Consider the following 20,138-nt stretch of genomic DNA (forward strand, 5'->3'; position numbering starts at 1 on the left):
GGGACATGACGCAGGACAAGCCGGTCGCGCTGGTCACCGGCGCCACCAGTGGCATCGGCTTGGCCGTCGCGCGGCAGCTGGGCGCCACCGGGCACGCGGTCTTCATCGGCGCCCGCGGCGCCGACGCCGTGGCGGCCACCGTGGCAGAGTTGCGCGCCGAGGGCCTCGACGTCGACGGGACCACAGTGGACGTGCGGTCGGGGACCGCGGTGAAGGACTTCGTCCGGGCCGCGGTCGACCGCTACGGGCCGGTCGACGTGCTGGTCAACAACGCGGGCCGCAGCGGGGGCGGGGTCACCGCCGAGATCGCCGACGAGCTGTGGGACGACGTGATCGAGACCAACCTCGGCAGCGTCTTCCGGATGACCAGGGAGGTGCTGACCGCGGGCGGCATGAGGCGCAAGGCGCGCGGCCGGATCGTCAACATCGCCTCCACCGCGGGCAAGCAGGGCGTGGTGCTCGGCGCGCCGTACTCGGCGTCCAAGCACGGCGTCGTCGGCTTCACCAAGGCGCTGGGCAACGAGTTGGCGCCCACCGGGATCACCGTCAACGCGGTGTGCCCCGGGTACGTGGAGACCCCGATGGCGGCCAGGGTGCGCGCCGGCTACGCCGAGGCTTACGGCGTCAGCGAGGACGCCATCCTGGAGAAGTTCCAGGCGAAGATCCCGCTGGGCCGCTACTCCACCCCCGACGAGGTGGCGGGCCTGGTCGGCTACCTGGTGTCCGACACCGCCGCCTCCATCACCGCGCAGGCCATGAACGTCTGCGGCGGCCTGGGCAACTTCTGACCGACTCCAAGACAGGAGGGACTCCCATGTCCACCCGGGCCAAGTCGACCGGCCTCACCGAGGTCGAGCACGAGATCACCGTCGCCGCACCCGCCGAGGAGGTCTACCGGCTGCTGGCCGACGTCGAGAACTGGCCGCGGCTGTTCCCGCCGACGATCTTCGTCGAGCGGGAGGGGCTGGACGGGCAGGCCGAGCTCATCCGGATCTGGGCCACCGCCAACGGCGAGCCCAAGCACTGGACCTCGCGGCGCACCCTGGACCCGGCGGCCCTGCGCATCGAATTCCGCCAGCAGGTCTCGACACCGCCGGTGGCCCGGATGGGCGGCGCCTGGATCGTCGAGCGGCACCCCGACGGCGCCCGGGTCCGGCTGCGGCACGACTACCGCGCGGTCGACGACGACCCGGCGGGCCTGGCCTGGATCGACGAGGCGGTCGACCGCAACTCGCGCACCGAACTGGCGGCGCTGAAGTCCACCGTGGAGTCGCTGCACGCGGCCAGGGAGTGGACGTTCTCGTTCGAGGACAGCGTCGAGGTGGACGGTTCGGCCCGCGACGTCTACGACTTCGTCGACCGGGCCGACCTGTGGGCGCTGAGGCTGCCGCACGTGGCCGAGGTGCGGCTGCGGGAACCCGCGCCCGGCCTGCAGAACCTGCGGATGGACACCCGCGCCAAGGACGGGTCGACGCACACCACCGAGTCCTACCGGGTGTGCCTGCCGCACCACCGGATCGCCTACAAGCAGGTGACCCTGCCCGCGCTGATGGACCTGCACACCGGGGTGTGGACGTTCACCGAGCGGGACGGGGTCACCACCGCCACCTCCCAGCACACCGTGGTGCTGCGCACGGAGAACATCGCGGCGGTGCTCGGCCCGGACGCGACCGTGGCGCAGGCCAGGGAGTACGTGACCACGGCGCTGAGCACCAACAGCCTGGCGACCCTGGGCCACGCCAAGGCCCACGCCGAGCAGCTGCGGCGGGGGTGAGCGCCGTGGCGACGACCGGTGGGCACGACACGCAGGTGGTCGTCGTCGGGGCGGGTCCGGTCGGGCTGCTGCTCGCCGGTGAGCTGCGCCTGGGCGGGGCGGAGGTGGTCGTGCTGGAGCGGCTGGCCGAGCCGACCACCGAGTCCCGCGCCTCCACGCTGCACGCCAGGACCGTGGACGTGCTCGACAGCCGGGGCCTGCTCGAGGCGCTGGGCGACCCGCCGAAGGAGCCGAGGGGCCACTTCGGCGGCATCCCGCTCGACCTCACCCTGCCCGGTGCGCACCCCGGTCAGTGGAAGGTGCCGCAGACCACCACCGAGCGGGTGCTGCGGGACTGGGCGGTCGGCCTCGGCGCCGACCTGCGCCGGGGGCACGCGCTGCGCGGGTTGGCCGTCGGCGCCGACCACGTCGAGGTCGACGTCGACGGCCCGCGCGGGCGGGTCCGGCTGCGGGCGCTGTGCGTGGTCGGCTGCGACGGCCAGGACAGCACCGTCCGCGCGCTGGCGGGCATCCCCTTCCCCGGCACCGGGGCGGTGCGGGGGCTGGTGCGCGCGGACATCGCGGGCATCGACATCCCCGACCGGCGGTTCCAGCGGCTGGCGAAGGGGTTCGCCGTCGCCGCCCGGCGCGGTGACGGCGTCACCCGGGTCATGGTCCACGAGTTCGGCCGGGCGCCCGCCCCCGACCGCGGCGAGCCGGCCTTCGCCGAGGTGGTCGACACCTGGCGGCGGGTCACCGGCGAGGACATCGGGCACGGCCGACCGCTGTGGCTCAACAGGTTCGACGACACCAACCGCCAGGCCGAGCGCTACCGCGACGGCCGGGTGCTGCTCGCGGGCGACGCCGCCCACCGGCAGCTCCCGGTGGGCGGGCAGGCGCTCAACCTGGGCCTGCAGGACGCGGTGAACCTCGGCTGGAAGCTGGCCGCCCAGGTCCGCGGGCTCGCCGGACCGGGGCTGCTCGACAGCTACCACGCCGAGCGGCACGCGGTGGGCGCGCGCACCCTGGGCAACATCGCCGCGCAGGCGCTGCTGCTGTTCGGCGGCCCGGAGGTCGAGCCGCTGCGCGACGTCGTCGCCGAACTCGCGGCCCACCGGGAGGCGCGCGAGCACCTGGCCGGGGCGATCAGCGGCCTCGGCACGCGCTACGACGTCGGCCCCGGCGACCACCCGCTGCTCGGCGCGCCGGTCCCGCCCCTCCGGCTCGCGGTCACCGGTCGGCCCGGCGGGAGCACCGTAGCCGAGCTGCTGCGCGGCGGCCACGGGCTGCTGCTGGCGCCGACCGGTGGGGCGGGGGCCGCCGAGCGGCTGCGCGCCGCCGCGCGCCCGTGGGCGGACCGGGTCACCACCGTGGCGGGCCTGGCCCGGGACGCACCGGCCCCCGCGCTGCTGGTGCGACCCGACGGGCACGTCGCGTGGGCGGGTGAGGGCGACCCGGAGCCGGCGCTCCGCCGCTGGTTCGGCGTGCCCGCCGCGGAGCGCGGCGGGCCCGGGACCGAGTGGCCCGGAACCACCCGACCGAGCACCACCCACGGCCGCGCGACCTCCGGGGGCGCGCGGCACACCGATGACAGGGAGCGGCAGACGATGGGCAGGTTCACCGGCAAGACGGCACTGGTCACCGGTTCCAGCCGGGGCATGGGGCGGGCGACCGCCCTCCGGCTGGCCAGGGAGGGCGCGCTGGTCGCCGTCCACTACACCAGGGACGACGTGGCCGCCAAGGACACCGTGGAGACCGTCGAGCGCGAGGGCGGGCGGGCCTTCGCCGTGCGGGCGGAACTGGGCGTGCCCGGCGACGTGCACGAGCTGTTCCTCGGCGTCGAGCGGGGGCTCAAGGAGCGCACCGGGGCGGCCGTGCTCGACATCCTGGTCAACAACGCGGGCACCATGGGCGGGGTGGAACCGGAGGCCACCACCCCCGAGCAGTTCGACCGGATCTTCGCCGTCAACGCCAAGGCGCCGTTCTTCACCATCCAGCGCGCGCTGCGGATCATGCCCGACGGCGGCCGGATCGTGAACATCTCCTCCGGCCTGACCAGGGTCGCCAACCCGCAGGAGATCGCCTACGCGATGAGCAAGGGCGCGGTCGAGCAGCTGGCCAGGCACTTCGCCAAGCACCTCGGCCCGCGCGGCATCACGGTGAACTCGGTGGCCCCGGGCATCACCCGCAACAGCAACCCGGTGTTCGGCATGCCGCAGGTGGTGGAGCAGATGGCGCAGCTGTCGGCGCTGGGCCGGGTCGGCGAGCCCGAGGACGTCGCCGACGTGGTGGCGTTCCTGGTGTCGGAGGAGGCCCGCTGGATCACCGGGGCCTTCGTCGACGCCTCCGGCGGCAGCCTCCTCGGCTGACCGGTCCGACCAGCCACCGACCAGGGGAGGGGACGCAGTGACCACACCGGACCGGGTCGACCGGCGGCCGGGCGTGCCGCCCTCGGCGGGGTGGGGGCTGCTGCTGGTGCTGGCGGCCAACATGCTCATCGACGCGATCGAGGTCTCGGCGCTGGTCGTGGCCGCGCCCCCGGCCGCGGCGGGGGTGGGCCTGGCGCCCGCCGCGGCGCACTGGCCGGTCACCGGCTTCGCCCTCGGCTTCGGCGGCCTGCTGCTGGCGGGCGGCCGGGCGGTGGCGCTGCTGGGCAGGCGCCGGGTCTACCTGGGCGCGCTGGTCGTGTTCGCCGCCGCCTCGGTGGTGGCCGGGCTGGCCGGCGACCCGGTGACCCTGGTCGCGGCCCGGGTGGTCAAGGGGGCTTGCGCCGCGCTCACCGCGCCCACCGGCCTGGCCATCATCGGCGCGGCCTTCCCGGCGGGCCCCGCCCGGGACCGCGCGGTCTCGGTCTACGCGCTCTGCGGCGGCGCGGGCTTCGCCGCGGGGCTGCTGCTCTCCGGCGCCCTGTCCACTGTGGACTGGCGGTGGGCGCTCGCCGCCCCGGCCCCGGTGGTGCTGGTGCTGGCCGTCGCGGGCGCCCGGCTGATCCCGGCGGACGAGCCCGCCGACGGCCGGTCCGACCTGCCGGGGTCGCTGCTGCTGGCCGGCGCGCTGACCGCGCTCGCGGTGGGCGTCGGGTCGGCGCTGCCGCTGCCCTGGTCGCCCGCCGCGGCGGTGCTCGCCGCCGGGTTCGTCGCCGCGTTCGTCGTCGTCGAGCGCCGCGCGGCGCACCCGCTGGTCCCGCTCGCCGTGCTGCGCGATCGGGCCCTGGCCCGGGCAGCGGTGACCGCCGCGGCGATGAACGGCGTCAACGTCGGGCTCCTGCTGCTGCTGTCCCTGCGCTGGCAGGGCGGGGGCTGGTCACCGCTGACCACCGCGCTGGCCCTGCTGCCGGCCAGCCTGCCGCTCGCCGCCGCCGCGCCGTTCTCCGGCGGCCTGGTCCGCCGGGTCGGCGCCCGGCGGCTGATCGCCGTCGGCGCGCTCGCGCCCGCCGCGGGCTGCGCCCTGCTGCTGCGCCCCGGCGCCGCGGCGGACTACCCGTTCGGCGTGCTGCCCGCGCTGCTGCTGGTGGCGGCGGGCTTCGTGCTCGCCTTCGCCCCGCTCAACGCCACCGCCCTGGCCGGGGCCGGCGCCGCCGAGCGGGCCGCGGCCGGGGGGACCTACCAGACCGCGGTGCAGTCCGGGGCGGTCGTCGTCCCCGCCCTGGTCGTCACCGCCGGGGACGCCGCGGTCGCCGTGCTCACCGCCGTCGCGGCGGTGGGCGCCGCGGCCGGCCTGGCCGGGCTGCTCCCGCGGCGATGACCAGCCGCCCCGCTGCTCCCCGGCTGAGGAGCGCACCACGCCGCCGACACCGCGCCGGCCGACCAGGGCCGCGCCGGCGACGTGCGGCCGGTCGTCGTGGAGGCGTCCCGGTGCTCTTCCGCGCACCGGTGGCGCTGCGTGCCGACCCGCGCGGGGGAGGCGACCGCCGCCGCGGCAGCGGCGCGACGCGGCAGCGACCGCGCACAGCTGTGAACAGGCACCACCACCGCACGAGGAGAGGCAGAACCGTGTCCGACCAGCCCACCGTCCTGATCACCGCCGCCACCGGCAACGTCGGCCCGCACGCCGCGGCCGAGCTGCTGGCCAGGGGAGCGCGGGTGCGCGCGCTCGTGCTGCCCGACGACCCGGCCGTCGGGCGGCTGCCCGCCGCGGTCGAGGTGTTCCGCGGCGACCTCGGCGACCCCGACAGCGTCGAGCCCGCCCTGGACGGCGTCGACGGGGTGTTCCTGATGTGGCCGTTCTTCACCCTGGACACCTCCACCGCCCCCGCCGTGGTGGCCAGGATCGCCTCGGCGCCCCGGCGGGTGGCACTGGTGTCCTCCGTAGGCGTCCACATCGGGCTCGAACCGGTGGACAACAACTGCCACGCCTACCTGGAGTCGCTGCTGAGCCCCACCGACCTGGAATGGACCTTCCTGCGCACCACCGGGTTCTTCGCCAACGCGATGGGCTTCGCCGACCAGGTCCGCGGCGGCGACGTCGTCCGCTTCCCCTACGGCGCGGCCACCCGCACCTCCGTGCACGAGCGCGACCTCGCCGCGGTGGGGGCCGAGGCGCTGGTCTCCGGTGGCCTCGGCGGGCGGGCGCTGCTGGTGTCCGGCCCCGAGCGGATGTCGCAGGCCCGCCAGGTGGAGGTCATCGGCGAGGTCCTCGGCAGGCCCGTCGGGTGGGTCGACGTCGAGCACGACGCCGCCCGCCGCGCCATGGTCGACGCGGGGTGGCCGCCCTCCTACGCCGACGGCGCGCTGGAGTACTTCGCCACCCTGACCGAGGAGCCGGAAGTCGGGTCCGACGTCGTGGCCGAGGTGACCGGCCGCCCCGCCGCCACCTTCCGGGAGTGGGTCCACGAGCGGGTGGACGCCTTCCGCTGACCACCGAGAGGACACGACACCGATGGCACCGAGCAGCCCGGACGGGCACACCACCTTCGGCGTCCTGCGCACCGACGGCAGGGCCACCGCCGACCGCCTGGTCCGCACCTGGACCGAGGAGGTCCGCGCGCACCTGCGGCGCGCGCCCGGTTTCCTGGCCGCCCACCTGCACCTCGCCGACGACGGCACCACCCTGGTCGACCAGGGCGAGTGGGCGAGCGAGGCGGACTACCGGAAGTCCTTCCGGGACAACCCCGACTGCGCGCGGCTGCGCGGCATCGGGGACTGGCCGGGGGTGGCGGTCGGCACCGCGTTCGCCGGTCGCGCCGCGCCCGGCATCGAGGGCCCCGCCGCGGGCGCGGACCCCGCGGTGGTGGTCGTGGCCATCCGCCACCTCACCGAGGGCGCGGCGGACCGGGTGCTCGACCTGCTGCGCGAGAGCGCGGGGTGGAAGAGGTCCTTCCCGGGTTTCATCTCGGCCACACCGTTCGTCAACCGCGATGGCACACTGTTCGTGAACCACCCCAAGTGGGACAGCGAGACCGCCTACGCCGCCTGGGTGCGCGACCCGCGGATCACCGAGGGGCAGGGGGCGATAGCCCACTGGGAGACCGCGCCACCGGAATACCTGCGCTGCACCGTCGTCTCCGGCATCACCGCGGAGCCGACCGGGTAGCGGCGGGCCGGATGCGGTCGCGCCCGCGGGCGGCCTCGACCCGAAGGGCCAACGACATGTCAGAGACCACGACGGTGCCGGTCGACTTCACCCTCGACCTCACCTGCGTCCACTCCTACCTGGGCTTCACCAGGTTCGAGCGGGCCGCGGCCACCCTGCGCGAGCGCGGGGTGGTCGTGGCGGTGCGGTTCCACCCGTTCCAGGTCAGCCCGGACGCCCCGGTGGAGGGCGAGCCGCTGCGCGCCGTGCACGAGCGGTTCTTCGGCAGCCGCTGGAAGGTCGCCGAGGCCACCGGCTCCATGGCCGAGGTGGGCGCCAGGGACGGGCTGGAGTTCGACTTCGACCGCGCCGTGCACGCCAACACCTTCCGCGCCCACCGCCTCGTGGCCGCGGCCTCGGCGCAGGGCGCGGGCGAGGCCGCCGTCGAGCGGCTGTTCCGCGCCTACCTCACCGACGGGATCAACATCGGCGACCCCGGCGCGCTCGCCGGGATCGCCGCCGAGATCGGCGTCACCCCGCCGGAGGGCGGTGACGACGACCTGCGCGCGGCGCTGCGGCGGGTCCGCGCGCAGGGCGTGCACGCCGTGCCGCAGGTCCGCGTCGCGGGCGGGCGGGCGATGGTCGGCGCGCAGACCGAGCAGACCTACACCGAAGCACTGGAGCAGCAGGTCGCCGCCTCGCGGTGACCCGAGTCGGACGGGGACACCGTGGCGCACACCGGAACGCGACCCACCACCCGGGAGGTCGAACTGGACGCGGGCGGTGTCCCCGTCTCGGCGCTGCTGGCCGAGCCCGCGGACCACCCGCCGCGCGGGGTGGTGCTCGCCCTGCACGGCACCGGGATGCGCGCCGGGTACTTCGCGGGCGTCGGCGACGGGGCCGACGCGCTGACCACCCTCGGCCCGGCCCTGGGCTGGACGGTGCTGGCCGTGGACCGCCCCGGCTACGGGCGCTCCGCCGAGGCGTTCCCGGCCGGCCTGGGCCTGGACGGGCAGGCCGCCGTGGTCCGCTCCGCCGTCGCCGACTTCGCCGCCCGCCACGACACCGGCGGCGGGATCGGCGTCGTCGCCCACTCCTACGGCGGCAAGCTCGCCCTGGTGCTGGCCGCCGGCGGCCTCGACCCGGTCGGCCTGGACATCTCCGGCTGCGGGCACCGCTACGCCGTCGTGCCGGGCGCGGACGCCGCCGCGCGCGGCGGCTGGCGGCTCAACTGGGGGCTGCTCGGCCTCTACCCGCCGGGCACCCTGCGCCGCAGCGCCGCCCTGGTCGCGCCGCCGCCCGCCGAGGAGCGGGCCGAGGCGCTGCGCTGGCCGCACCGCTTCGCCGAGGTGGCGGCCCGGGTCCGGGCGCCGGTCCGGCTGACCTTCGCCGAGCACGAGCACTGGTGGCGCCACGACGAGGACACCCTGGCCGACCTGACGGCCGGGCTGGGCTCGGCCAGGGTGGTGGTGGACCGGCTGGCCGGCGCGGGCCACAACATCGGCCTCGGGTGGGCCGCGCGCGCCTACCACCTGCGCGCGCTGGCGTTCCTGGAGGAGTGCCTGGCGGGCGTCGCCGGTCAGGGCCGGTAGAGGCGCAGGAAGGTGCGCACGCCCGAGCGGACCAGGCGGTCGAGGTCGGCGGCGGGCAGCGGGATGGCGTGGTGGAACGACTGCTCCAGCACCTCGGTGTTGACCAGCAGCACGAAGTGGCGCACGGTCTCGTCGAGGTCGTCGGTGACGAGCAGGCCCCGGTCGACCAGTTCGCCGATGGCCTTGGTCAGCCCGGCGGTGACCGGGCGCGGACCCGCCTCCAGCCAGCCCTGCAGGACCGCCTCCGGCAGCCTGGCCGCCTCGGCGATGATCACGCGGACGAGGGCGAAGTGGTCCTCGAAGTCGGGCTGGGGCACCACCCAGGCCCGGCCGAAGGCGACGAGGCCCCCTTCCAGGTCTTCGAGGTCGCACAGCCCGTGCTGGATCAGGTCCAGGTGCGCGGCGGCCACGGACACCGCGCTCTCCTGGATCGTGAGCAGGAACAACTGCTCCTTGTCCCGGTAGTGGTTGTAGATCGTGCGCTTGGAGACGCCCGCCTCGGCGGCGATGGCGTCGACGCTGGCGCGGGTGTAGCCCTCCCTGGCGAACACGGCGCGCGCCGCCGCGGCGATGGCCTTGCGCTTCTCCGGCAGGCCGCCGCGCTGCCGCGACGTGCCGGAAGGCTCAGGTGACATGGCTGTTCCCTTCGACTTGCACTAACCGGTTTACCTATTGCCCTACCCCGTGTAGTGTACCTGGCGGGCGGGGGAGAACGGACCCGGCGGCGCAACCGCGGGCCATCCACCCGATCGCCTGGTGCACAAGCACCCATCTTCCCCTGTCGAAAGGACCACACGATGTTCGGGAACCTGACCGTGACGCTCATCGACTGCAAGGACGTCGCGGTGATGACCGAGTTCTACCGCGACCGCCTGGGCCTGAAGGTGCTGGACCAGGGCGAGAACCACACCGTCTTCGACACCGGCAACGGCGGCGAGCTGGTCGTGGAGTCGCACGGTTACAAGGCGCCGCTGAGCATGGCCTTCACGGCCGTCGACATCCCGGCGGCGCACGAGGCCCTGGCGGACGTGGCGACCACGGACCTCATGCCGCACAAGACCGGCGAGCGCTTCGAGATCGTCGACCCCGAGGGCAACCGGATCATCTTCGTCAACGCCTGAGCCGCGCCCCACAGCCCCGCGCGGGGCGGGCCACCCCCTGCCCGCTCCGCGCGGCCCCCCGGGCAAAGCCACCAGCGCAAAGGAAACCACCGTGTCCGACACCTTCGCGGCGCGCCCCGCGGGAGCCCTCCGGGAGAAGCTGCCGCGCTACGCCATCTACCTCCTGGGATGCCTGGTCTTCTCGGCGGGGGCGACCCTGTTCATCCACTCCGGGCTCGGCGTCGACCCGCTCGACGTGCTCTCGCTCGGCCTGCTGGAACACCTGCCCATCACCATCGGCATCGCGCAAGCCTCGATCGCGGTGGTGTGCATCGCGATCTGGTCGCTGTGGAACCGGCGCAGGCCGGTGCTCGCGCCGTTCGTCACCTTCTTCCTGTGCGGCAGCCTGATCGACCTGCTGCGCCTGCTGGACCTGTCCGTGCTGCCCGGCGTCGTGTCGCTGGTGCTGGGCGTGCTGCTGTGCGCCTACGGCTCGTCGCTGATCATCATGAGCGGCACCGGCATCCGGGCGATGGACCTCATCGTGATCAGCATGACCCAGCGCTGGCGGTGGCCGTTCTGGGCGGCCAAGGTCTCGGTGGAGGCCGTGCTGCTCGCCGCGGGCTTCCTGCTGGGCGGCCCGGTCGGCATCGGGACCCTGGCCTTCCTCGTCTTCGTCGACGGGCTGATCCAGCCGTTCATGGCCGCCAACGGCAAGCTCCTGCGCATCCCCAACCGGGGCCTCGGGACGCTCGCGCCGGCGCCGGCCGGGGTGGCGGCGTGAGCGCCACCCCGAAGACCAGCGCCGCGGGCGGGGGCACCCGGCCCGGCGCCGGGCCGGGCGCGCTGTGGGTGCTGCTGCTGGCCTCCACCCTGACTGTCATGGCCGGTTCGATCATCACCCCGGTGCTGGAGGTGATCCGGGGCGACCTGGGGGTCACCGGCACCGCGGCCGGGCTCATCATCACCGCCCACGGGCTGGCCATCGCGCTGTCGAGCCCGGTGGTCGGCTGGATGATCGACCGCTGGGGCGTGCGCGTCCCGCTCGGCGCGGGGCTGGTCCTCTACGGCGCGGCGGGCGGGCTGGGGCTGGTGCTCGACAGCTACCCCGCGCTGATCGCCAGCCGGTTCCTCTTCGGCATCGGGGCCGCCGCGGTGTTCAGCGGCACGACCGTGGCCATGCTGGAGCTGTACCGCCAAGGCGCCGAGCGCGACCGGGTCATGGGCTACCGGGGCACCGCGACCAGCCTCGGCGGGGTCGTGTGGCCGCTGGTCGGCGGCGTGCTCGGCGGGCTGTCGTGGCACGGCCCGTTCGGCGTCTACCTGCTCGGCATCCCGCTGGGCATCGCCACGCTGCTGGTCCTGCCGCGCACCGGCGGCGCGGGCGCGACCCCCGGCCGCCCGCGCAAGGGCGTGCTGCGCCTGCTCCGGGACCACCCGGCCCTGCTGGGCTACTACGCGCTGCAGGCCCTGGGCTCGGTCCTCATGTACGCCCTGGTCGTGTTCCTGCCGCAGCGGCTGGCCCAGCTCGGGGTGGAGCACCCGATCCTGGTCTCGCTCTACACCGTGGTCATGGCCGCGGCGATGAGCCTGGTCGGGGTGTTCTACGCCCGCATCCGCCGGGGCCGCACCTACCAGCGGCTCCTGGTGGTCGCGCTGAGCTGCTGGGTGGCCTCCTTCGTGCTGCTCGCCGGGATCTCCCAGCCGTTCGTGCTGCTGATCGCCCCGTTGCTGCTGGGCCTGGGACAGGGCGTCGCGCTGCCCGCGCTGACGGTCCTGGTGGGGGAAGGGGCGCCCGCCGACCTGCGCGGCCAGGCCACGTCGCTGTCGGGCACCACCACGTTCCTGGGCCAGTTCCTGTCCCCGCTGCTGCTGGGCCCGCTGATCGCGGCCACGTCGATCCCGACCGGCTTCGGGATCTCCGCGGGCCTGGCCGCCCTGGCGGTGGCGGCGCTGCTGTTCTTCCCGCTGTCGGTGGACCGGGTGGGCGCGCCCGGCGCCGAGCCCGGGAAGACCTGACGCGATTTGACACAGGTCTGCAAGTCGGAGCCTTGAATACGCGGTCGGGATCGAACAGGTTGGAGGTGGAGAACCCGGTGGCACAACCGTTCCACGACTCGGTGCCAGGTCCGTCCACTCCGGAGCGACCTGCCCGTTCCCCCGACCACGGCAAGGAGAGGCACATGGACGCCGCAGTGATCGTCGTCGGCGCCGGCCCGGCGGGCTTGGCGCTGGCCGCCGAGCTCCGGCTCGCCGGGGCCGACGTCATCGTCCTGGAGAGGCTGCGGGCCAGGACGGGCGAGTCCCGCGGGCTGGGCTTCACCGCCCGCACCATGGAGGTGTTCGACCAGCGCGGGCTGCTGCCCCGCTTCGGCGACATCACCTTCAGCGACCAGGGCCACTTCGGCGGCCTGCCGGTGGACTTCGGCGTGCTCGACGGCGCCCACCAGGCCGCCAAGACCGTCCCGCAGTCGGTCACCGAGGCGGTGCTGGAGCAGTGGGCGGTGGAGCTGGGGGCGGACCTGCGCCGCGGCCACGCGCTCACCGCCCTCACCGACCACGGCGACCGGGTCGAGGTGCGCGTCGACACCGGGGCGGGCGAGGAGGTGCTGACCTGCTCGTGGCTCGTCGGCTGCGACGGCGGGCGCAGCCTGGTCCGCAAGGCCGCCGGCTTCGACTTCCCCGGCACCGCCGCCACCCTGGAGATGTTCCTGGCCGACGTGCGCGGCCTCGACCTGGCCCCGCGCATGATCGGCGAGACCTTCCCCGGCGGCATGGTGATGGTCGGCCCGCTCGGCGACGGGACCACCCGGCTGATCCTGTGCGAGCGCGGCGTCCCGCCGAGGAGGCGCACCAGCCCGCCGGAGTTCGCCGAGGTCGCCGCGGGGTGGCGGCGGGTCACCGGTGAGGACATCGGGCACGCCGAGCCGGTGTGGGTCAGCTCGTTCGGCGACGCCACCCGCCAGGTCACCGAGTACCGCCGGGGCCGGGTGCTGCTGTCCGGCGACGCCGCCCACACCCACCTGCCCGCGGGCGGGCAGGGCATGAACACCAGCATCCAGGACTCGGTCAACCTCGGCTGGAAGCTCGGCGCGGTGGTCACCGGCCGCGCCCCCGCCGCGCTGCTGGACACCTACCACGACGAGCGCCACCCGGTCGGGCAGCGGCTGCTGATGAACACCCGGGCCCAGGGCCTGCTGTTCCTCAGCGGCGACGAGGTGCAGCCGCTGCGCGACGTGCTCACCGAGCTGATCGGCTACGAGGACGTCGCCAAGCACCTGGCCGGCATGGTCAGCGGCCTGGAGATCCGCTACCCGGTCGACACCGGCTCGCACCCGCTGCTGGGCCGGAGGGCGCCGCACCTGGACCTCGTCGGCGAGCACCGCAAGACCACGGTGACCGAGCTGCTGCACCCGGCCAGGGGAGTGCTGCTCGACCTGACCGACAACGCGGTCCTGCGCTCGCGGGCGACCGGGTGGACCGACCGGGTCGACGTGATCACCGCCGAGCCGCACGCGGTGGCCGCCGACAGCCCGCTCGCGGGCACCTCGGCCCTGCTGGTCCGGCCGGACGGGTACGTGGCCTGGGCCGCCCCCGGCAGCCACGCCGACCTGCCCATGGCGCTCACCCGCTGGTTCGGACCGAGCCGATGAGCGCCCCGCCGCCGCCGGTCGCGCACGGCCGCCCCGACCCCGCGGAGCCGGCGGCGCCCACCGCCGCCCCGGTCCCCGGGACCGCCCCCGCACCCCCGCCCGCCCCTCGCCGCGCCGGACCGGACCGGGTCACCGGTCTCCGCGTCCCCCGGTCGTGGAGGGGCTCGGCAGGCGGCCATCCGCCAGGCTGAGCACCAGGCGGGTGGCCACCGCCCGGACCGGTCCCACCGGCCGCCCGGGCAGCACCACAACCCATCGAAGAAGCACCCGCCAACCCGGAACAGAGAAAAGGGCACACCATGTCGAACACCCCCCTCAAGCTCGCGGTCATCATCGGCAGCGTCCGGACCGGCCGCTTCGGCCCCACCGTGGCGTCCTGGTTCACCAAGCAGGCCATCGCCCACGGAGGCGTCGAGGTCGACGTCATCGACCTGGTCGACTACCCGCTGCCGCTGCAGCTGCCCGCCTACGGCCAGCCGGCCGAGCCCGAGGTCGAGGCGGTCCGCACCGCGCTCGGCAAGCGGATCGGCGACGCCGAGGCGTACGCGGTGATCACCCCGGAGTACAACCACGCCGTCCCGGCGTCGCTGAAGAACGCCATCGACTGGTTCCTCAACGAGTGGAAGGCCAAGCCGGTCGGCCTGATCTCCTACGGCGGCATGGGTGGCGGCCTGCGCGCGGCCGGGCACCTCCGCCAGGTGTTCTCCGAGCTGCACGCCACCACGGTGCGCAACATGATCAGCTTCCACAACGCCTGGAACGACTTCGACGCCGACGGTTCCGAGGCCGGCCCCGCGGGCAGCGACCAGGCCGCCAAGGACCTCATCGACCAGCTCGTCTGGTGGGGCGAGGCGCTGCGCGAGGCGCGGGCGAAGAACCCGTACGCATTCTGACCGGGAAGGGTCATATGTCCACAGTGGAACAAAGCGGCACCGCGCTGCTGACGAGCATCTGGGAGCGCAACTACCTCCCGCACACCGGTGGGATCATCTCCGGTTTCGCCCTCGCCGACGACGCGCGCTGCCTGGACCTGGGCGCGGGCGGCGGTGGCATGTCCCACTGGCTGGCCGAGCGCGTCCCGCGCGGGTCGGTCACCGCCCTGGACACCGACGTGTCGCAGATCGACCCCACCCGGTCGCCGAACCTGACCGTCGTGCAGGGCGACCTCACCGAGGCCGACTTCGCACCCGGCTCGTTCGACCTGGTGCTCGCCAGGGCGGTGCTGTCGTCGGTGCCGGACCCGGACGCCGCGGTCGCCGCGGCGGCGCGCTGGCTGGCCCCGGGCGGCACGCTGCTCGTCGAGGACTTCTACTACCTGCCCGTGGAGGACGCCCCGTCGGAGGCCGCCAGAGCGGTCCTGCGGGCCTACCTCGAGGAATTCCGGACCGGCGGGGTCGACGTGCGGTGGGCGCGTCGGCTCACCGCCACCCTGGCCAGGGTCGGGTTGGCGGACATCGGTGCCCGGGTCACGCCGCTCGGCCCTGGCCAGTCCCCGCAGGAGAACGAACTCATCGCGACCCGGCTGCGGCTCCAGGGCCGACCGCTGGTCGACAACGGCTTGGCAACCGAAGAGGACATCGCCGAGTTCACCGCCAACCTCGACCGGCCGGAGGGCCGTGACGTGGCTGTGCTGATGTTCTCGGCGTGGGGGAGGAAACGATGAAGATCACCGAGAACCCGGCCCGGCTGCTGGTGGGCCTGGCCGTCACGGCCGCGGCGACGTTAGGCGTCGTCGCACCCGCCACCGCGGCGCCTGCCGCGGTGTCCGCCGCGACGTCCGCGGAGGAGGACGTCGCCCACTGGCGCACCGTGCCCGTGCGGTCGATCCCGGGCGACCTGATCGTCCAGCCGTCGGTGCGGGCGGGGGCGGTCACGTTCCAGGTGTCCACCACCGACGCCCGGTCCGGCTGGGTCGGCCTGGTCAAGCTGCACCGCGGGGTGACCTGGGAGTCGTTCCGGGACAACTACCGCAAGCTGGCCTCCACCGACCCGGCCGCCATCCTCGACGGCAGCAGGCGGGTGCAGGACGACGTGACCCTGCTGGGCGGGGTGCAGACCAAGGTGGGTCAGCCGGGCACGTTCGTCCAGTCGCTCGCCCCGGGCGAGTACGTCCTGTTCGACCACATGGACTTCCGCTACGGCGTGGCCCAGCCCCGGCACAAGGTGCTGACGGTCTCGGGCCTGCAGTTCGGGGTCGTCCCGGCCGCGGCGGGCACGCTGACCGCCAAGGACGTCAGCGGCGAGGGCCCGCGCTTCGTGGTGACCGGCACCCCGACGGCGGGGCAACCGCTCAAGTTCGTCAACACCATGGCGGGCCAGGCCAACGAGGCCATCCTGTTCTCGCTGGCCCCCGAGGTCACCGACGCCGACCTGGCCGCCTGGGTCGCCAAGTTCGGCGACCACGGCGAGTGGCCCACCGACCCGCCGCCGTTCGCCGACCCGGAGCCCGCCGGCCTGCTGCCGATCTCCCCGGGCCAGTCGGTCACCGCCACGCCCCCGCTGCACCCCGGCCGCTACATCGTGATCTGCTGGATGAAGGACGCCGACGACGCGATCATGCTGCTGAAGAAGGGCATGTACGCGGTGTTCGAGGTCCACTGAGCACCACGGGCCCGGACCGAGGCCCCGCTCCCCGCGTCGGGAGCGGGGCCTCGGCCGTCTCGTCCGGCCGGGGTGCGCGGGGACGGGTGCGGTCGCGCGCCGCCGCGAGCGCCGGGCGGGGAAGGGCCTCCGCATTTCACGCACGATTTGTGCGGGCAGGTTGCCCGGTGTTCGTCGCATTCCGTTTCACCGCATGGCGGAGCGCCGGTTTCCCGGCGGGCGCGGACCGAACGGCCGTCACTCGGCGAGCGCATTTACAGCGTGATCGGGGGGTGGCTAGCTTGAGTGCTCCGAGAATCCGCTTGAACCCCCCGAAGTCGAGGACGCACATGAGAACACGTGAATGGCAGTCGGGCTCCCGACTGGGCAGGCTCGCCGCCGTCGTGATCGCGGCAGTCGCGCTCGTGGCAGCCGGTCCGAGCGCACATGCCGGCACCGAGGCGCCCGGCATCGACAGACCCGCGCTGTCCGCGCACACCCCGGACACCTCCGTCCGGACCACGGCCACGGTGTCCAAGGGCAGCTGGTCCTGCACGTTGAGCGCCAACCTCCCCAACCGCTGGTACGGAGGCTCGGGCGGCGGTGAGCAGGCGTTCGGCGACCTGAACTGCAGCCACGTCATGCCCGAGATCTACATCGCGGTCGGCCTCTACCGCAACGGCGCCCTGATCGCCTCGACGGACAGCCACAAGTTCTCCGCGGCGTTGGCCAACGCCTTCCCCTCCAAGTCGCCGCACGTGTCGGCGACCTACGAGAGCGGCGCCATTGCCGCCGTCCTCTGGCCCGACAACACCACCGCCGAAATCCCGCAGATCTACAGCCCCGCCATCTCCCTCTGACACAGGCGGTCGAACAGGGGGGCTTGTCCGGTCGACGAGGTCCTGAAACCCATTCCGCGCTTCCGGCCTTGCGGCTGTCGGGCAGAACCGACCGGTCGACGGAAACGACTCCCCGCGACCGGAGCCGCGAACGCACACCGGTCGTCGCCTGCGGAGCAGGACGCCCCGGCCGGACGGGGGTTGCGGTGGCAGGACATCTCCGCGTCCTGCCACCGCACAGCTCGGATGCCTCACCGGTCCGCCCCGGGGGAACCGACCTCCACCGCCCGTCGACGCGGCGTCCGCCGCGCGTTTGTCCGATGTGGACGATGCCGGGCCCTGTCGCGCTGCCGGCCGCGCCGCCCGGGGAACCGGGCCGCGCCGGCCGCGATCCCGCCGGGCACTCCGCCGTGGTCGGGCACTGCGCCACCGAGGTCGCGCAGGCGATCGCCAACGCCGACGTGCAGGTCTCTCGGACCCGCGGGCCCGGTGCAGGGTCGCCCGACGGAGCGGCTCCGCCGCCGGATCCGGGTCCTGCGCGCCCACGAGGGCGCCTCTGCGGTACAAAGGTCGTCATCACCGGCGCGATCACCCCGCAGGGTCGAGTGAGGAGCACCATGACGACGTCGAGCCAGCCGACCCCGGCGACCGCCGCGTCGCACCTCGACCCGTACCCGCACGCCTTCCGGCCGGGCCGGGGCGACCCGGCCGTCCCCACCTTCGGCGGCGCGCACCGTTGCTCCGGCCAGGCGATCAGCGTCGGTGCGGCGTCCGTCGTGCGCGGTTGGGAGCCGCCCGTGCGGCGGGGGTACCGCCCGTCGCCCAACACCCGCACCCCCGTCCTGGAAGGACCGGCACGATGACCCGGTTGTGGATCCGGCACGAGACCCGGTCGACCGAGCGGCGCGCGCCCGTGTCGCCCGCCGACGCCCGGGCGCTGGTCGCCGCCGGGGTCGGGATCACCGTGGAGGACTCGCCCCAGCGGGTGTTCGCCACCTCCGACTACCGGGCCGCGGGTTGTGCCGTCGCCGAGGCGGGCAGCTGGGTCGACGCCCCGGACGACGTGGTCGTCGTCGGTCTCAAGGAGTTGCCCGACGGCGGCCCGCTGCGCCACCGCCACATCTACTTCGGGCACGCCTACAAGGGGCAGGCGGGGGCGGGTGAGCTGCTGGCCCGGTTCGCCGAGGGCGGTGGCGTGCTCATGGACCTGGAGTACCTGACCGACGACGCCGGCCGCAGGCTCGCCGCCTTCGGGTACTGGGCGGGTTACGTCGGCGCCGCGCTGGCCGTGCTGCACCTGCGCGGCGCCCTGACCACCCCGCTCGCCCCGACCAGCCGCGAGGCTTTGGACGCCGCGCTCGCCGAGCCCGGCGCGCCGATGACCGCGCTGGTCGTCGGCGCGCTCGGCCGCTGCGGGCGAGGGGCCCGCGACGCCCTGGTCCGCGCGGGCGTCACCCCCACCGAGTGGGACGTCGCGGAGACGGCCGACCTCGACAGGCCGGCGCTGCTGCGCCACGACGTCCTGGTGAACGCGGTGCTCAGCACCGCCCCGATCCCGCCGTTCGTCACCTCGGCCGACCTGGACAACCCCGACCGCCTGCTGCGGGTGCTCTCCGACGTCACCTGCGACGTCACCTCCGAGTGCAACGTGCTGCCCGTCAACGACGCCCTGACCTCGTGGGAGGCCCCCACCCGCGAACTGCGCGGCGGGGCGCGCCCGGTGGACGTGATCGCCATCGACAACCTGCCGTCGCTGCTGCCGGTCGAGGCCGGCCTGAGCTTCTCGGCGGACCTCGCGCCGCACCTCGTCGACCTCGACAGCGCCCCTTGGCGGCGCGCCACCGCCCTCTTCCGCAGCGCCGTGAAGGAGAACGCCCATGCCTAGGGTCCACTGGGTCGGCACCGGCCTGTCCACCGGCTCGGGCCTGCGCCTGCTCGCCGACGGCGCCGAGGTCGTCCTCTACGGGCGGACCGCGGCGAAGGCCGACGCCTGCGCGGACCGGCTGGGCCTGTCCGGGCGGGTGTCCACGGCGGCGCTGGCCGACCTGGCGCCCGCCGCCGGCGACGTGGTGGCATCGATGCTGCCCGCCACCGAGCACGTCCGGGTCCTGCGGCTGTGCCTGGGGTCCGGGGCGCACTTCGCCGACACCAGCTACGTCTCACCGCAGATCGCGGAGCTGGCCGCGGGCGCCGGGGTCGTCGTGCTCACCGAGGCGGGTCTCGACCCGGGCATCGACCACCTGCTCGCCCACGACCTCGTGGCCAGGGCGCGCGAGGCCGTCGACGGGCCGGCCCGGGTCCGGTTCACCTCCTACTGCGGCGGTGTCCCCGCGGTGCCCAACGACTTCCGCTACCGCTTCAGCTGGGCGCCCCGCGGCGTGCTGACCGCGCTGCTCTCCCCGGCCCGCTACATCGAGGACGGCCGCGAGCGGGTCGCCGAGCGGCCCTGGGAGGCGACCCGCCCGCACACCGCGGCGGGCGAGGAGTTCGAGGCGTACCCCAACCGGGACAGCCTGCCCTTCCTCGAGCAGTACGGGTTCGGCGCGGACTGGGCGCCGGAGACGTTCGTGCGCGGCACCCTGCGGCTCAAGGGGTGGCACGAGGCGTGGCAGCCGGTGTTCGCCGAGCTCCGCGAGCCCGACCCCGACCGCATCACCGAACTGGCCGCCGACCTCGCCCGGCGCCACCCCACGACCGAGACCGACAGGGACCGCGTCGTCCTCGCCGTCGCCCTGCACGTCCAGGGCGCCGCGTCCTGGTCCGGCGAGTACACCCTCGACGTGGTCGGTGACGACGACGACAGCGCGATGGCCCGCCTGGTGTCCGTCCCGCTGGCGGTGGGGATCGGCGACATCCTCGCCGGCCGCCTCGACCCCGGCCTGCACCGCGCCGCCGAAGACCGCGCCACCACCCGCCGCTGGCTGGACGCCCTGCGGCACAACGGCATCACCGCACACCTGACCCAGCGGTGAGAACCCACCCACCCGCAAAACCCCGCCACGCACCCCGCGCGACGGGACCACTTGCCGGGCGACTGCTCCAGCGCCACCCGGCTCATCCGCTCTCACGGCTTGCTCCCGCCTGCCGCCCAGGCCGGCTCGTAACGTGGC

At 74.8% G+C, this 20,138-nt stretch carries 20 protein-coding genes; 19 read left to right on the forward strand and 1 reads right to left on the reverse strand.

What is annotated here, in order from left to right; translation table 11 throughout:
- Positions 1–5: 5 nt before the first annotated feature.
- The 8 genes from JOE68_RS26810 (at position 6) to JOE68_RS26850 (ending at position 8,856) form a co-directional block, all read left to right on the forward strand.
- The gene (locus JOE68_RS26810; RefSeq protein WP_204845141.1) at positions 6–788 is read left to right on the forward strand and encodes an SDR family NAD(P)-dependent oxidoreductase; all 783 of its coding nucleotides are present in this window, start codon (positions 6–8) and stop codon (positions 786–788) included.
- A gap of 26 nt (positions 789–814) precedes the next feature.
- Positions 815–1,774 (forward strand): aromatase/cyclase, encoded by a 960-nt coding sequence (locus JOE68_RS26815; protein WP_204845144.1) that lies wholly within the window; start codon positions 815–817, stop codon positions 1,772–1,774.
- A gap of 5 nt (positions 1,775–1,779) precedes the next feature.
- A complete protein-coding gene (locus tag JOE68_RS32305; protein WP_307819917.1) occupies positions 1,780–4,122 on the forward strand; it encodes an SDR family oxidoreductase in 2,343 nt (780 codons plus the stop codon).
- A 37-nt stretch (positions 4,123–4,159) separates the two neighbouring features.
- Positions 4,160–5,497 (forward strand): MFS transporter, encoded by a 1,338-nt coding sequence (locus tag JOE68_RS26830; RefSeq protein WP_204845146.1) that lies wholly within the window; start codon positions 4,160–4,162, stop codon positions 5,495–5,497.
- 248 nt (positions 5,498–5,745) lie between these two features.
- Positions 5,746–6,609, forward strand: a complete 864-nt coding sequence (locus JOE68_RS26835; RefSeq protein ID WP_204845148.1) for an NAD(P)H-binding protein — start codon at positions 5,746–5,748, stop codon at positions 6,607–6,609.
- A gap of 22 nt (positions 6,610–6,631) precedes the next feature.
- Entirely contained in the window at positions 6,632–7,285 is a 654-nt protein-coding gene (locus tag JOE68_RS26840; RefSeq protein ID WP_204845149.1) for an antibiotic biosynthesis monooxygenase family protein, read from the forward strand.
- 56 nt (positions 7,286–7,341) lie between these two features.
- Positions 7,342–7,971 carry a DsbA family oxidoreductase gene (locus JOE68_RS26845; protein ID WP_204845151.1) on the forward strand — a complete coding sequence of 210 codons (630 nt, stop codon included), beginning with the start codon at positions 7,342–7,344 and terminating at the stop codon, positions 7,969–7,971.
- Between the two features lie 21 nt (positions 7,972–7,992).
- Positions 7,993–8,856, forward strand: coding sequence for an alpha/beta fold hydrolase (locus JOE68_RS26850; RefSeq protein WP_204845153.1), 864 nt, complete (start codon positions 7,993–7,995; stop codon positions 8,854–8,856).
- Here the strand turns inward: JOE68_RS26850 and JOE68_RS26855 are convergent.
- The gene (locus JOE68_RS26855; protein ID WP_204845155.1) at positions 8,844–9,491 is read right to left on the reverse strand and encodes a TetR/AcrR family transcriptional regulator; all 648 of its coding nucleotides are present in this window, start codon (positions 9,489–9,491) and stop codon (positions 8,844–8,846) included. The genes JOE68_RS26850 and JOE68_RS26855 overlap by 13 nt on opposite strands.
- A 162-nt stretch (positions 9,492–9,653) precedes the next feature.
- On the opposite strand from JOE68_RS26855, the gene JOE68_RS26860 reads away from it, so the two are divergent.
- The 11 genes from JOE68_RS26860 to JOE68_RS26910 all read left to right on the forward strand — a co-directional run bounded on the left by JOE68_RS26860 (position 9,654) and on the right by JOE68_RS26910 (position 20,000).
- Positions 9,654–9,977, forward strand: coding sequence for a VOC family protein (locus JOE68_RS26860; protein ID WP_204845158.1), 324 nt, complete (start codon positions 9,654–9,656; stop codon positions 9,975–9,977).
- Between the two features lie 91 nt (positions 9,978–10,068).
- A complete protein-coding gene (locus JOE68_RS32310) occupies positions 10,069–10,740 on the forward strand; it encodes a YczE/YyaS/YitT family protein (RefSeq protein ID WP_204845159.1) in 672 nt (223 codons plus the stop codon).
- Positions 10,737–11,975, forward strand: coding sequence for an MFS transporter (locus tag JOE68_RS31980; RefSeq protein WP_204845161.1), 1,239 nt, complete (start codon positions 10,737–10,739; stop codon positions 11,973–11,975). The genes JOE68_RS32310 and JOE68_RS31980 overlap by 4 nt, the downstream gene beginning before the upstream one ends.
- Before the next feature lie 164 nt (positions 11,976–12,139).
- The gene (locus tag JOE68_RS26875; protein ID WP_204845163.1) at positions 12,140–13,609 is read left to right on the forward strand and encodes an FAD-dependent monooxygenase; all 1,470 of its coding nucleotides are present in this window, start codon (positions 12,140–12,142) and stop codon (positions 13,607–13,609) included.
- Positions 13,610–13,908: 299 nt separating this feature from the next.
- A complete protein-coding gene (locus tag JOE68_RS26880) occupies positions 13,909–14,502 on the forward strand; it encodes an NADPH-dependent FMN reductase (protein WP_204845165.1) in 594 nt (197 codons plus the stop codon).
- A gap of 14 nt (positions 14,503–14,516) precedes the next feature.
- Positions 14,517–15,272: a class I SAM-dependent methyltransferase gene (locus JOE68_RS26885; RefSeq protein ID WP_204845167.1), complete on the forward strand. Its 756-nt coding sequence runs from the start codon at positions 14,517–14,519 to the stop codon at positions 15,270–15,272.
- Positions 15,269–16,210 (forward strand): hypothetical protein, encoded by a 942-nt coding sequence (locus JOE68_RS26890; RefSeq protein ID WP_204845168.1) that lies wholly within the window; start codon positions 15,269–15,271, stop codon positions 16,208–16,210. The genes JOE68_RS26885 and JOE68_RS26890 overlap by 4 nt, the downstream gene beginning before the upstream one ends.
- A 329-nt stretch (positions 16,211–16,539) precedes the next feature.
- Complete coding sequence (locus tag JOE68_RS26895; protein WP_204845170.1) at positions 16,540–17,049, forward strand: hypothetical protein; 510 nt, start codon at positions 16,540–16,542, stop codon at positions 17,047–17,049.
- 596 nt (positions 17,050–17,645) lie between these two features.
- A complete protein-coding gene (locus JOE68_RS26900; protein ID WP_204845171.1) occupies positions 17,646–17,891 on the forward strand; it encodes a hypothetical protein in 246 nt (81 codons plus the stop codon).
- Positions 17,888–18,913 carry a saccharopine dehydrogenase gene (locus tag JOE68_RS26905; protein ID WP_204845172.1) on the forward strand — a complete coding sequence of 342 codons (1,026 nt, stop codon included), beginning with the start codon at positions 17,888–17,890 and terminating at the stop codon, positions 18,911–18,913. The genes JOE68_RS26900 and JOE68_RS26905 overlap by 4 nt, the downstream gene beginning before the upstream one ends.
- On the forward strand, positions 18,906–20,000 hold the full coding sequence (locus tag JOE68_RS26910) for a saccharopine dehydrogenase C-terminal domain-containing protein (RefSeq protein ID WP_204845173.1): 1,095 nt from the start codon (positions 18,906–18,908) through the stop codon (positions 19,998–20,000). Before JOE68_RS26905 ends, JOE68_RS26910 begins: the two co-directional genes overlap by 8 nt.
- The last annotated feature ends 138 nt before the right edge of the window (positions 20,001–20,138 follow it).

Source organism: Saccharothrix algeriensis (genome assembly GCF_016907655.1).
In the GTDB taxonomy this organism is placed as follows: Bacteria; Actinomycetota; Actinomycetes; order Mycobacteriales; family Pseudonocardiaceae; genus Actinosynnema; species Actinosynnema algeriense.

What these genes read in the sequence shown, in the direction of transcription:
- JOE68_RS26875 (WP_204845163.1), top strand. Translation starts at nt 12,140, where the DNA reads ATGGACGCCGCAGTGATCGTCGTCGGCGCCGGCCCGGCGGGCTTGGCG.
- JOE68_RS26910 (WP_204845173.1), top strand. Translation starts at nt 18,906, where the DNA reads ATGCCTAGGGTCCACTGGGTCGGCACCGGCCTGTCCACCGGCTCGGGC.
- JOE68_RS26905 (WP_204845172.1), top strand. Translation starts at nt 17,888, where the DNA reads ATGACCCGGTTGTGGATCCGGCACGAGACCCGGTCGACCGAGCGGCGC.
- JOE68_RS26885 (WP_204845167.1), top strand. Translation starts at nt 14,517, where the DNA reads ATGTCCACAGTGGAACAAAGCGGCACCGCGCTGCTGACGAGCATCTGG.
- JOE68_RS26860 (WP_204845158.1), top strand. Translation starts at nt 9,654, where the DNA reads ATGTTCGGGAACCTGACCGTGACGCTCATCGACTGCAAGGACGTCGCG.
- JOE68_RS26880 (WP_204845165.1), top strand. Translation starts at nt 13,909, where the DNA reads ATGTCGAACACCCCCCTCAAGCTCGCGGTCATCATCGGCAGCGTCCGG.
- JOE68_RS26845 (WP_204845151.1), top strand. Translation starts at nt 7,342, where the DNA reads ATGTCAGAGACCACGACGGTGCCGGTCGACTTCACCCTCGACCTCACC.
- JOE68_RS26840 (WP_204845149.1), top strand. Translation starts at nt 6,632, where the DNA reads ATGGCACCGAGCAGCCCGGACGGGCACACCACCTTCGGCGTCCTGCGC.
- JOE68_RS26895 (WP_204845170.1), top strand. Translation starts at nt 16,540, where the DNA reads ATGAGAACACGTGAATGGCAGTCGGGCTCCCGACTGGGCAGGCTCGCC.
- JOE68_RS26815 (WP_204845144.1), top strand. Translation starts at nt 815, where the DNA reads ATGTCCACCCGGGCCAAGTCGACCGGCCTCACCGAGGTCGAGCACGAG.
- JOE68_RS26855 (WP_204845155.1), bottom strand. Translation starts at nt 9,491, where the DNA reads ATGTCACCTGAGCCTTCCGGCACGTCGCGGCAGCGCGGCGGCCTGCCG.
- JOE68_RS26810 (WP_204845141.1), top strand. Translation starts at nt 6, where the DNA reads ATGACGCAGGACAAGCCGGTCGCGCTGGTCACCGGCGCCACCAGTGGC.
- JOE68_RS26900 (WP_204845171.1), top strand. Translation starts at nt 17,646, where the DNA reads ATGACGACGTCGAGCCAGCCGACCCCGGCGACCGCCGCGTCGCACCTC.
- JOE68_RS26890 (WP_204845168.1), top strand. Translation starts at nt 15,269, where the DNA reads ATGAAGATCACCGAGAACCCGGCCCGGCTGCTGGTGGGCCTGGCCGTC.